Raw genomic sequence first — 12693 nt, forward strand, 5'->3', positions numbered from 1 at the left:
GCGCTGGACTAAACAAAGGCCCCCTTTTAGGGGGCTCACACAAAGCCACCTTCTTTAGAAGGTGGTAATTTACATTTGAGAATCAACAAAAAGAAACTAGCGATAGACGAGTGTTAAGACACGCTGCTCTGCTCTATGAGCGTTAATTTTCGCTCGCGCAGCGCAAACAAGTAGCCCAGTAGCCCACCCAACGTATTCCCAACCGCGATACCGATAAACAAGCCTTCAATACTGTAGATTTGGCTCCCGATCCACGCCGATGGCAAGGTAAAAATGAACAGCCGCATAAAGCTCCACTGGAATGCACGCAATGGCTTGTGCATCGCATTCAAACCACTGACTAACATCATCACTATGCCTTGGAAGCCATAACTAAATGGCACCACCAGTAAATAATGCCAAAGCAGGTTTTTCACCGCATCTTCCTGAGAAAACAGCGCAGCCAGAGGAATGCTCAGTGGCACCATCATCAAGAAGATAAACCCTTGGAATACCACTGCAAAACGCATGCTAATAAATAAACCGGAAAAGGCTCGTTGCGGTTGTTTGGCTCCTAAATTTTGTGCCATAAACGGTGTGAGGGCAGAGGTCAGCGACATCAATACTAAAATCAATATAGACTCAATACGCTGCGCTGCGCCGTAAGCAGCAACCGCCGCTGTACCGTGGTTGGATAACAGCATCATCAGAATGGCACCGGACAACGGATTCATCGCGTTTGATAGCGCTGCAGGGGTACCAATTTTTAGTGTCTGTTGCCAGTCTTGTTTCAGCAAAGCCCATTGGGGTTGAGCAAGCAATTTTTCCCGTTTAATTAGCACATAGAATGAGCCACACAAAGCACCTAACCAGCTAAAGGCACTTGCTATGGCTGCGCCTTGAATGCCAAGTTCCGGAAAAGGGCCATAACCGAAAATCAACAATGGATCGAGCATGCCATTAATCAAACCAGCCAACATCATGACTTTTGCTGGTGTCTTTGTGTCGCCAGTAGCTCGGATAGCACTGTTGCCCGCCATTGGGATCACTAGCAGAGGAATGGTGAGATACCAGACCTGCATATATTGCTCAATAAGAGGGATGAGATCATCAGACGCACCAAGAAAACGAAACAATGGCGCAATGGTGGTAAAGCCAATAGAAGACGCGATAGCCACAAGTAACACGGCTAACAACAAACCGTGGGTGGTGAACCGAGCAGCTTGTGGTGCATGACCTTGCCCAAGCAAGCGACCAATATTGGTCGATAGTCCCATCCCAATCCCCATCGTAATGCAGTTAACCGCAAAGGTGACAGGGAAGGTATAGCTGATAGCTGCTAGCGCTTGAGTGCCAAGCAACGAGATAAAAAACGTGTCCACCAAGTTAAACATCAAAATTGCGATCATGCCCATGGTCATGGGTACGGTCATTTTCCGCAGCGTTTCAGGAATGGGTGCGGTCAACAAACCATGCTTATCGGTCGCTTGGGGTTCCAGCTTGTTATTTTCCTGCATGTGTGACAACTATCTGGTGAGCAAACTGCAAGGATACAAGAAAGCGAGATGCCGAGCGAGTGAGCATTTCTAACGCAAACCGTTGCCTAGTTGTTCGTTATTTTAACTAAGTCACAAAAATTTTGTGCCACCCCCTTGGGATCGCTGCTTCGACCCCTTATATAGGGATCACGTGTCTGGGGCTACAGTCCCTAAGGACAATTATCAAATAAACATGGAAATTTTCAGGAGAGACGACCGATGAACATTCGTCCATTACATGACCGAGTTATCGTTGAACGTAAAGAAGTTGAATCTAAGTCTGCTGGTGGCATCGTTCTGACTGGTTCTGCTGCAGAAAAATCGACTCGCGGTGTTGTTCTAGCTGTGGGTAAAGGCCGCATCCTAGAAAACGGCACCGTACTGCCACTAGACGTTAAAGTCGGTGATACCGTTATCTTCGCTGAAGGTTACGGTACAAAAACTGAAAAAATCGACGGTAAAGAAGTGCTTGTCATGTCTGAAAACGACATCATGGCGATCGTTGAATAATAGCAATCATTGAGTAATTTTTTGCTCAGATTCAATTACGAAATTACACACAAAGAATTTTAGAAAGGAAATCAAAGATGGCTGCTAAAGACGTTAAATTTGGTAATGACGCACGAGTTAAAATGCTGGAAGGTGTAAACGTTCTGGCTGACGCAGTAAAAGTAACACTGGGTCCTAAAGGACGTAATGTCGTTCTAGACAAATCTTTTGGTGCACCAACTATCACTAAAGATGGTGTATCAGTAGCGCGTGAAATCGAGCTGGAAGATAAGTTCCAGAACATGGGCGCACAAATGGTTAAAGAAGTTGCGTCTAAAGCAAACGACGCAGCGGGTGACGGCACAACAACAGCAACGGTACTAGCGCAATCTATCGTTAACGAAGGTCTAAAAGCAGTCGCAGCGGGCATGAACCCAATGGATCTTAAGCGTGGTATCGACAAAGCTGTTGCCGCGGCAGTTGAGCAACTAAAAGAGCTTTCTGTTGAATGTAACGACACAAAAGCGATCGCGCAGGTTGGTACTATCTCTGCAAACTCAGACGCAAGCGTAGGTAATATCATTGCAGAAGCAATGGAGCGTGTGGGTCGTGATGGCGTTATCACGGTTGAAGAAGGTCAGGCGCTACAAGACGAGTTAGACGTAGTAGAAGGTATGCAGTTCGACCGCGGTTACCTGTCTCCTTACTTCATCAACAACCAAGAATCAGGCAGTGTTGATCTAGAAAACCCATTCATTCTTCTTGTTGATAAGAAGATCTCAAACATTCGTGAGCTTCTTCCAACGCTAGAAGCTGTCGCGAAAGCATCTCGTCCATTGCTTATCATTGCAGAAGATGTAGAAGGCGAAGCGCTAGCAACATTGGTTGTGAACAACATGCGTGGCATCGTAAAAGTTGCAGCTGTGAAAGCACCTGGCTTCGGTGACCGCCGTAAAGCAATGCTACAAGACATCGCTATCCTAACTGGCGGTACTGTGATTTCTGAAGAGATCGGTCTAGAGCTAGAAAAAGTTGCACTAGAAGATCTAGGTCAAGCGAAGCGTGTTTCTATCACGAAAGAAAACACGACTATCATCGATGGTATCGGTGAAGAAGAGATGATCTCTGGCCGTGTTGCTCAGATTCGTCAACAAATCGAAGACGCAACTTCAGACTACGACAAAGAGAAACTACAAGAGCGCGTAGCTAAACTGGCTGGCGGTGTTGCAGTAATCAAAGTTGGTGCTGCGACTGAAGTTGAAATGAAAGAGAAGAAAGACCGTGTAGAAGATGCGCTAGCCGCAACTCGCGCAGCGGTTGAAGAAGGTGTTGTTGCTGGTGGTGGTGTTGCACTTATCCGCGCGGCATCTAAGATTGCTCACCTAACGGGTGACAACGAAGAACAAAACGTTGGTATCCGCGTTGCACTACGTGCAATGGAAGCGCCAATCCGTCAAATCACGAAGAACGCAGGTGAGGAAGACTCAGTTGTTGCGAACAACGTGAAAGCGGGTGAAGGTAGCTACGGCTACAACGCGGCAACAGGCGAATACGGCGACATGCTAGAAATGGGTATCCTAGATCCAACTAAAGTTACTCGTTCTGCACTACAATTCGCAGCATCGGTTGCAGGTCTGATGATCACAACTGAAGCGATGGTTACTGACCTACCGCAAAAAGACGCGCCAGCGATGCCTGACATGGGCGGCATGGGTGGCATGGGTGGTATGGGCGGCATGATGTAGTGCGACGAGAGTCGCGTAGGTAGCTAGCCGAGCGGGCTACGTCCATAGTAACCACTAATTTTATGTCGTGGTTACTATCCCACCCGCCGAAATAGCAAATAAATAAAACCCGATATTCGGGCTTAACCCAAGCCCGAATATCGGTCCTCGTAAGAGGTCCGATTTTAGGCATGGGCGAAAGTCTGTGTCCCTCGCTTTAGGCGAATGATATACGTTGAAGCAGCGCTATCAGTGTCTGTGAAGTAACGGGAATATTCGTGTCTTATTTAAGCTTGAGCCACCTACACGGTGCGAAGCTGTTTTCATTATTGTCTTAACCAATTTCATACTCGAACGGGTAAGTGATTGGACAGTGAGACCTATTGTTCAGCCAATAGTAGCCTAGGGATAGTGCATCTGCGGTAACGCGGTGTGCGGAGCTTCCTGACAATGTACCCCCACGCAAGTGGTTAATCCTTGCTGCGAAGTGAAGGTTAAGACAATCGCCAATAGCAGGTGGTTGAGGGGCTAGGCTGAGTTATATGGTTAACGTAAGTGAACTACTGATAAACACCGTCAGCCGCGACGAGCGTAACGCTATTGTCGTGACGACTAAGTATCCCTTTGGGAAGATTAGTCGCCACTAACGCTCTGACCAAAAGGTATATGGCCGGTTATCTCTTTTACATCTGGGGATACGCTGACTCATGCGCCATCGGTGGATAGGTAGAACCTAAGTAACTCGTGTAATGAAAACGGAACTCGGAAACCCCGTATCTTTGCCCCAATAGGGCAGGCATCTCGTAAGAGGCGCTGTTGAGGATGCGGGCACAGGAGAGCAGAAAAAGCGAAAGCCAACTTGTAATGAGCTGGATAGAAAGCCAACGTGCTTTCACCGGAAACGGGGCCCACGTCTGCTTGGTCTTTAATTGCGTGAAAATCAGTAAAGCCGTCAAGTTTACGGTAGTTGAAACTGTCAGAGTCCAATTGTGGGCGTTACCTTTCCTATTTGAGGATCTAGGGTACTGTCAGCAACAAGTTCAAGCCTCATAGGGTAAATCTCTGCCCTATGGGGCACAGATGCGCCTTGTGTTGCTTGTTTAACTTATCGTTAATGGAGGAAAGCAAGGTGCATACTTCAATGCAAATTGACGTATCTGCATCCTCCCACCAGACACAGCAGTGGCACAGCATCGACTGGTCACTAATGTATCGTACGGTGAGAGGGCTACAGGTACGGATCGCAAAGGCAACGAAAAAGTCTGACTGGCGACAGGTCAAAAGACTGCAACGCATGTTAACTCGTTCGTTTGCTGCCAAGGTGATAGCCATTCGGCGCGTCACTGAAAACAGAGGGAAAAACACACCGGGTGTTGATGGAGAAATCTGGAACACTCCTGCCTTGAAATGGGGAGCTATAGACCAACTGATGCGTAAAGGCTATAAGCCAAGTCCGCTGAGGCGAGTCTATATTCCTAAAGCTAATGGCAAGCGTAGGCCGCTGGGAATACCAACCATGCGTGATAGAGCAATGCAGGCACTATACCTGTTAGCTCTTGAACCCATATCGGAAACCACGGCGGATCGAAACAGCTATGGCTTTCGCCCGAATCGCTCTTGTGCTGATGCTATCGAACAATGTTTCGTGAACCTCAGTCGCAAGGCCAGTGCCCGTTGGGTACTGGAGGGTGATATCAAAGGGTGTTTTGACTTTATCAGCCATGACTGGCTTATCGCCAATATTCCTATGGATAAGGCGATACTTAAGAAATGGCTGAAAGCCGGATTCATGGAATCTGGGAAGTTTAACTCGACGGAGGCGGGTACACCGCAAGGTGGGATTATCTCACCTGTACTCGCCAATATGGCCTTAGACGGACTGGAAACGGTGCTCGAATCCCACTTCGGGAAGAAGAACACAAAAGCCAGTTACAAAACTAAGGTCAACTATGTGCGTTATGCAGATGACTTCATCGTCACTGGGATCTCGAAAGAGCTACTAGAAGATAAGGTCTTACCAATAGTTGAAGCCTTTATGGCAGAACGTGGGTTGCAATTGTCAGCAGAAAAAACGCTGATCACGCATATAGACGACGGGTTCGATTTTCTCGGGCAGAATTTGCGTAAATACGACGGCAAGATGTTGATTAAGCCGTCAAAGAAAAACGTGAAGAATTTTCTGCGCGGTATACGAGATTATCTCAACAGCCATAAAACGGTGCCAGCTTCAGCGGTGATAGCGAAGTTGAACCCGATGCTCAGAGGATGGTGCAACTACCACCGCTGGGTATGTGCGAGTGAGACATTCAAGTATATCGATTATCGTATCTGGAAAATGTTATGGCAGTGGTGTCGCCGAATCCATTTGAATCGCCGTAAACGCTGGATTAAAGAAAAATACTTTAAAACAGTGGGTGATAGAAACTGGGTATTCAGTGCACCGAAACCGAAAGGGGAAGACGGTCACTACCGCTTGCTGAGTTCAGCGAGAGTGAAAGTCGATAAACATGTGAAAATTCGGGCAACAGCGAATTGTTACCTACCGGAAGACGAGCAATATTTTGAGCGTCTGAAAATGCAAAGATTGAAGAAATCTTTGGCGGGTAACTGGAAGCTATGGAAGATTGTCGAAAGACAAGACTACAAATGTGCGGTGTGTCACCAGCAGTTTCACTCAGAAGATGAATGGGATATTCACCATATCGTCAGAAGAGTGGATGGCGGCACGGACATGAGCTCGAATTTGATGATGTTGCATATCAACTGTCATAGACAATTACATTCATCAATCTTGGAATAGGTGATGGAATCGATTGAATTATGTACAGATGCCCTATATACCATCAATGAGCAATTATGCTCATAATGGAGTAAATATATTATGGGGAAAAAACCAATGGGTCGTTCAGCGTGAAGAAGGGTGGGCTGTTAGAGGTGAAGGAAACACTCGTGATACTTCCCACCACAGAACTCAGCAAGAAGCGATCGATGCCGCTAGAGAGATAGCTCGAAATCAAGAAAGTGAACTGGTCATTCAAGGGCGTGATGGGAAAATCCGTGACCGTGACTCCTATGGAAATGATCCATGTCCACCAAAAGACAAGAGCTAGTTGCTGGCTCGTACTTAAGTGCGGGTTCATAAAGGCTTGAGCCGTATGCGGGGAAACTCGCACGTACGGTTCTTAGGGGGCGGTGGCGCAGTAATGCGTCGCCGCTACCCGACAGCCAGCTTATCTCATCGCTCTAAGGAAGCCCTTATAGCGGAAAGATAACCGACCAAACCTTTAAAAGTCGAGGCAGATGCCTCGACTTTTTTATGCGTGCCACCTGAGAAACATGACGTCCTGGTGTGGCTTATCATGAAATTTTTGAGCGTAACAAGCGCCATTTCAGAAGCAAAAAATCGAAGAGAAATATTTTTTCTTTTGAGTCAGATGGTTAAATCTGACCTATTGCTAACACTTTTTGAACGGGGACAGAGCAAAATCTGAACATTACACTATGTTGTAAATTGTTGCTTCCCATCATGGAGATGAAAATGAAAAAGCTTATGACGTCATTGGCGGTTGCAGCCGCTATCGCATCACCTGTTGCTTTTGCCGACAGTACACCTGTGATGTTCTCTACTATCGATAACACAAACGCACCTTCTAATTCTTCAGTTGGTGGCGTTCGTTTAGCTGTGCTGCATGGGCAGGTAAATGAGGTTAAAGGTGTCGACTTTTCACTGCTTGGTATGTCAGAAACGGATCGTACGACAGGTGTGAACTTTGGTCTGTTTTTTGGTGCAGCAAAAGTAAATCAAGAAATGAAAGGCGCGTCTTTAGGCTTAGTTAACTGGAACCAAGGTCAGACGACGGGTGTTAACTTGGGTGCTGTTAACATTACGAACAACGTAAAAGGCTTGAACTGGAGCGCGGTGAACTATTCTGAAGGCTACACCATGGCGGATGTGGGCTTAGCGAGTATCTCTAAGAAGTCTAATTTCCAGTTTGGTTTCTTCAACATGACCGATCAAATCGATGGCGTGCAAATTGGTCTTTTGAACTGTGCGGATAACGGTTTCTTCAAGTGTTTCCCACTCATCAACTTTGCTAAGTAATCCCTGAGAAAGTCAGAATCTTTATATACAGAAAGCCCTCGATGTTTGTCGAGGGCTCTTTAATTACTGATGAGATGAAGCGAGTTTCTCGGAGCGTTAACTATTTAATTAATCGTGATGAAGTTTTGCGTTGTTGAATTCTTTGATGAACACCGCGGCGTAATGCTTTGATGTGGTTTTCTGCTTTATCCACACCTAACAACACGGTTAGTGTCAGGAGAGTAATAACCACCGACTGCGTTAAATAACCCAAACCTATCATCAAACCTAAACCTGCTAGCACCCATATTACAGCCGCGGATGTTACGCCATGGATTTTTCCATCAAGTGTCATCATAACGCCAGCGCCTAAGAAGCCGACGCCAGTAATGATCTGACCAAGCACTCGTGCTTGATCAAGTGTATTTGGCGATAACGACACTGCCATCGACATAAACAGGTAGGTGCCTGAAATAATTAATATTGCTGTGCGAATGCCAACCGGTTTACCACGAGTTTGGCGCTCTATACCGATCATGAGCCCATTAATGGCGCAGCATAGTAGGGCAGGCCAACTGAATGGGCCAAGATCGAAAATTTGTTCGAATGCTGTATGCATCTTGACCTCCAAAAGTGCGGAGTATGCATAGACTTACCGTGCAAAGCGAACAAAAATAATCAATCTAGACGACAAATTTAATTGAGTGTCAGAGCTTATTCTAAATGCAAATCCAACGGCGTTTTACTTGGCCTGCCACCAACTTCTCGTGTGAGTTTTGGTACCAGATAACCTGATACACGCGTGATGAGTCCGCGCATAATAGCTTTCGCTTCTTCGTCCGAAATAAAGTAGTGCGCTGCGCCTTGCACCTTATCAAGAACGTGGAGGTAATAAGGCAAGATACCCGCGTCAAATAAGGCCTCACTTAACGCCACTTGAGCTTCTACCGAATCATTCACGCCTTTCAGCAGAACGCCTTGGTTTAGAAGCGTAACGCCCGCTCTTTTGAGCTTGAACATCTGTTCAGCAAATTCGTCATTGATTTCGTTGGCATGGTTGATGTGAGTGACGAGGATGATTTGTAACCTTGATGCTTGCAGAAGTTGGCATAGTTCATCAGTGACTCGAGCTGGAATCACCACAGGTAAACGGCTATGAATACGCAGACGTTTGATGTGAGGAATGTGAGCAATGTGCTCTAAAAGCCAATGAATCTCATCGTCTTTTGCCATTAATGGATCACCACCTGAGAAGATGACTTCGTTCAACTCTGGTTGTTGTGCCATGTACTCTAAGCACTTGGTCCAGGCTTGTTTCCCGCTTTTGTTCTCTTGATAAGGGAAGTGACGACGAAAACAGTAACGGCAATTTACCGCGCAGCCACCTTTGACAATCATCAGGGCGCGGTTGCGATACTTGTGTAGCAGGCCAGGGACTTCATTGTCCTGCTCTTCCAATGGATCATTGGAGTAACCCGGATGCACCTCAAATTCGTCGCTCAGTGGTAAAACCTGACGTAAAAGAGGGTCTTTAGGGTTGCCTTTCTCCATCCTATCGACAAAACTTTGCGGTACACGCTGTGCAAACAGCTTGCGCGCGGCAAACCCGTCTTGCCACGGTGAAGGATCAATTTCCAGTATTTCGAGCAATTTTGCAGGATCAGAGATCCCATTCGCCAACTGTTTGAGCCAGTTTTGCTCAACAGATTCGACTTTTCGGGTTATTATGTGCGGCATTGAATTTAGCTCTAAGAATGTAAGAGGAAAAAATGGCTACAGTTAGCACCAATGAATTTAAAGGCGGTCTTAAGTTAATGCTTGATAACGAGCCTTGTGTAATTCTGGAAAACGAATACGTTAAACCAGGTAAAGGCCAAGCGTTCAACCGTGTTAAAATTCGTAAACTTCTTTCTGGTAAAGTGCTAGAGAAAACATTCAAGTCTGGTGACACTTGTGAAGTGGCAGACGTAATGGATATCGACCTAGATTATCTATATTCAGACGGCGAATTCTACCACTTTATGAACAGTGAAACGTTTGAACAGATCGCAGCGGATGCAAAAGCGGTAGGTGAAAACGCTAAGTGGTTGGTAGAAAACAACACTTGTATGATCACTCTTTGGAACGGTAACCCAATTACTGTTACTCCACCAAACTTCGTTGAGCTAGAAGTTGTAGACACAGATCCAGGCCTGAAAGGTGATACTCAAGGTACTGGCGGTAAACCAGCGACGCTATCAACTGGCGCTGTTGTTCGTGTTCCTCTGTTCATCTCAATTGGTGAAGTGATTCGCGTAGATACTCGTACTGCTGAATACGTAGGTCGTGTGAAGTAAGCACTTTATATGATTGTTAGAAAGGTCGCTTCGGCGGCCTTTTTTATTGCCTGTGATTCTTCTCTTTTAATCCCTCTGCGTAAAACATCGATATCCTCCGCAAATTTTTGATGATTTTGTATTATTCGTAAAAATCTTATTTGTTCCATGAATCTGTCGATTATTCCTTAATGTAACATTTTGATACATTAGTACTTGTTTCTGAGTTGCATAGCAATCTGATTTTTATCGATTTAACTCAGTAACAATCCAAAAAAGGAGAACAAAATGGAAAGCAGAGGTTTAGGAAGGGGTTTAAAGGTGGAAGAAAGACGTCAGTTACTACATAAAGGATTAAAAGCAGCCGTATTTGGCGTACCGCTGTTGGCAATAGGCTTAACGATTAATAGCTCGGTGCTGATGACCGATGCGGGTTACAGCTACGTGCATCAGAATAATATTACTGGTGAGTTGGATGTGTTTACTGAACCTGGCATTCATTTTCGTATGCCATTTCTGTCCAAAATCACCAAGTATGACCAAGTGATCACCGTGTCATTCGGTAACAGCAAGGGCGAAGATTTTTATCAACGTCTTGATGCGATTCAGGTTCGATTTGCCGACACCTATATTGGTCAGATCCCCGTAACATTCCGCTTTAAGCTCAGTAATGACCCTGAAGCGGTGAAGAAGATGCATAAAGAGTTCCGCAACAACAGTAACTTGATCGATGCGCTGCTTGTAAAGAACGCACGTAACGTAACGGTGATTACCGCAACCCAATACACGGGTGAAGAGTTTTTCCAAGGTGGTTTGAACCAGTTCAAATCGAAACTTGGCGATCAGTTACGAGAGGGGATTTATCTAACAGAGCGACGTCAGGTTGAAGTGGAAGAGTTGGATCTTGCGCCTGTTGGGGTGAATCAAGCTAATCCGAACCAATTACAGCGCACCAATCAACTGGTATGGAAAACTGTGCCAGTCGTAGACAAAACCGGGCAACCAATTCGTCAAGACAATCCGTTACAACAATACGGTATTCAAGTGACGCAGGTGACCATTGGTGACCCGCAGCCAGAAAAGCAATTAGATCAGCTATTGGCAGATAAAAAGCGTTTAGTGGCGGATCGTATTCGCGCGATTCAGGAACAAGAAACGTCGAAAGCACAGGCAGAGACCGAGCAGTTACGCAAAGAGATTCAACGAACACGTGAGGTGCAAGACGCCCAGCGTGGTAAAGAACTCGCAATTATTGCTCAACAAAAAGAAGTGGAAGTGGCGCGTCAGATTGCAGAGCGTGAAATCGTTGAAGTGGAAAAAACCAAACGACTTGCTGAAGTCGAGAAGGAGAAAGAGCTAGCTATCGCAGAGGCTAACTTAGCGATTCAAAAAGCGAACGCACTTTCTGCTGAGTTTGAAGCGAAAGCGATATTAGCGAAAGGTCGCGCAGAATCTGAAGTCCTAAAAGGTAAGTATGCAGCGTTAGGAGCAAACCGTGAAGTTTACTTGGCAGAATTGAATCGAGACGTAGCGAACTCGCTGTACAACAATTTGCAAAACTTCCAAGTTCAGATGCCACAAAATTACATTGGTGGAAGTGACGAAACGGGCTTGAAAACAAACCTAGATGTGATTACTGGCTTTGGTGCTCTGGGTCTTATGGACCAGACAAAGAAGGTCGCACAGCAATAAGATCATGGGTGGTCAAAAGCTTAAAAAGCAAAAAGATCATGGGTAACCCAAAGCAATAAAAAAGCTGGCATTTAGCCAGCTTTTTCTTTTTTGGTCAGTCTCTTAAATCATGAAGATAAAGATAACTGCTAGTGCAGTGATGAGGCCTGCAAATGCATAGCATGCAATTTTACCAATCACACCAGTGTGGAATTTAAGGTCGTGCATGCCGTGGTGTACACGGTGCATTGCATGCCACATTGGCAATGCTAGCGTGCCAATGATGAATAGCGCACCGATGATGCTGGTTGCGAAGGCAGAGACACGCTCGTAGCTCATCGCTTCTGCGTCAATCACGCCTAGTGGGACCAAGATACCTAGCACAAGAACGGTGATTGGCGTGATCATCGCGAACCAAGTACCACCTGCGCCAAACAGACCCCACCAGATTGGCTCATCAGAACGTTTTGGTGATGTGTTTACACTATAATTCGGTTTCATTGCTCAGCTCCTTACACCACGATGAGAACGATCAGTGAGATAAACGCAACAGCGGCCCACTGAGTCAATACGATGATCTTCTTGTCCACTGGTTTGCCTTTCAAACGAATTGGCATTACTTGTGGCATCATGCTGAAGAAAGTTTGAGCGTGGAATAGGCTACCGAGTAGTGCAACGATGTTGATTGCGACTACGATTGGGTTCGCCATGAATGCTAACCAACCTTGCCATGCTTCAGGACCTTTCACCAAGCAACCTAAACCGAAAGTTAGGAACAGAGTGAATAGGATTAACGGAAGCACCGTAGCTTCACGTAGCATGTAGAAGCGGTAGAAAGGATGGTTCTTCCACCAAGTGCGTTTTACTTCACGAACGTAAGGTTTACGATTGCTCAT

Annotated in this window: 12 protein-coding genes; 7 read left to right on the forward strand and 5 right to left on the reverse strand. The window is 45.9% G+C overall.

Annotation, left to right across the window (positions count from 1 at the left end; translation table 11 throughout):
• Positions 1 to 113: 113 nt before the first annotated feature.
• The gene (locus R7Z77_RS20995; protein WP_017821828.1) at positions 114 to 1496 is read right to left on the reverse strand and encodes an MATE family efflux transporter; all 1383 of its coding nucleotides are present in this window, start codon (positions 1494 to 1496) and stop codon (positions 114 to 116) included.
• Between the two features lie 240 nt (positions 1497 to 1736).
• Here R7Z77_RS20995 and R7Z77_RS21000 point away from each other — a divergent pair, with 240 nt between their 5' ends.
• The 5 genes from R7Z77_RS21000 to R7Z77_RS21020 all read left to right on the forward strand — a co-directional run bounded on the left by R7Z77_RS21000 (position 1737) and on the right by R7Z77_RS21020 (position 7832).
• Complete coding sequence (locus R7Z77_RS21000) at positions 1737 to 2027, forward strand: co-chaperone GroES (RefSeq protein ID WP_005381516.1); 291 nt, start codon at positions 1737 to 1739, stop codon at positions 2025 to 2027.
• Positions 2028 to 2104: 77 nt separating this feature from the next.
• Positions 2105 to 3751, forward strand: a complete 1647-nt coding sequence (groL, locus tag R7Z77_RS21005; protein ID WP_005381509.1) for a chaperonin GroEL — start codon at positions 2105 to 2107, stop codon at positions 3749 to 3751.
• A gap of 1120 nt (positions 3752 to 4871) precedes the next feature.
• On the forward strand, positions 4872 to 6530 hold the full coding sequence (ltrA, locus tag R7Z77_RS21010) for a group II intron reverse transcriptase/maturase (RefSeq protein ID WP_225497137.1): 1659 nt from the start codon (positions 4872 to 4874) through the stop codon (positions 6528 to 6530).
• A 46-nt stretch (positions 6531 to 6576) separates the two neighbouring features.
• Entirely contained in the window at positions 6577 to 6840 is a 264-nt protein-coding gene (locus R7Z77_RS21015; RefSeq protein WP_318136813.1) for a DUF2188 domain-containing protein, read from the forward strand.
• Positions 6841 to 7268: 428 nt separating this feature from the next.
• Positions 7269 to 7832 carry a VC2662 family protein gene (locus tag R7Z77_RS21020; RefSeq protein ID WP_005381507.1) on the forward strand — a complete coding sequence of 188 codons (564 nt, stop codon included), beginning with the start codon at positions 7269 to 7271 and terminating at the stop codon, positions 7830 to 7832.
• Positions 7833 to 7932: 100 nt separating this feature from the next.
• Here the strand turns inward: R7Z77_RS21020 and R7Z77_RS21025 are convergent, their stop codons facing one another.
• Together R7Z77_RS21025 and epmB are read right to left on the reverse strand one after the other, a co-directional pair.
• A complete protein-coding gene (locus R7Z77_RS21025; RefSeq protein WP_005381504.1) occupies positions 7933 to 8430 on the reverse strand; it encodes an MgtC/SapB family protein in 498 nt (165 codons plus the stop codon).
• 95 nt (positions 8431 to 8525) lie between these two features.
• Positions 8526 to 9548, reverse strand: coding sequence for an EF-P beta-lysylation protein EpmB (epmB, locus tag R7Z77_RS21030; protein ID WP_053307395.1), 1023 nt, complete (start codon positions 9546 to 9548; stop codon positions 8526 to 8528).
• Between the two features lie 32 nt (positions 9549 to 9580).
• Between epmB and efp the strand changes: the two genes are divergently transcribed.
• A complete protein-coding gene (gene efp / locus R7Z77_RS21035) occupies positions 9581 to 10147 on the forward strand; it encodes an elongation factor P (protein ID WP_005381500.1) in 567 nt (188 codons plus the stop codon).
• Positions 10148 to 10414: 267 nt separating this feature from the next.
• A complete protein-coding gene (locus tag R7Z77_RS21040; protein ID WP_042523712.1) occupies positions 10415 to 11818 on the forward strand; it encodes an SPFH domain-containing protein in 1404 nt (467 codons plus the stop codon).
• A 102-nt stretch (positions 11819 to 11920) separates the two neighbouring features.
• Here R7Z77_RS21040 and frdD read toward each other — a convergent pair whose 3' ends face one another.
• Positions 11921 to 12298 carry a fumarate reductase subunit FrdD gene (gene frdD / locus R7Z77_RS21045; RefSeq protein ID WP_005381493.1) on the reverse strand — a complete coding sequence of 126 codons (378 nt, stop codon included), beginning with the start codon at positions 12296 to 12298 and terminating at the stop codon, positions 11921 to 11923.
• 11 nt (positions 12299 to 12309) lie between these two features.
• Positions 12310 to 12693, reverse strand: a complete 384-nt coding sequence (gene frdC / locus R7Z77_RS21050; protein ID WP_005381491.1) for a fumarate reductase subunit FrdC — start codon at positions 12691 to 12693, stop codon at positions 12310 to 12312.

This window comes from Vibrio sp. 1401 (assembly GCF_033340295.1).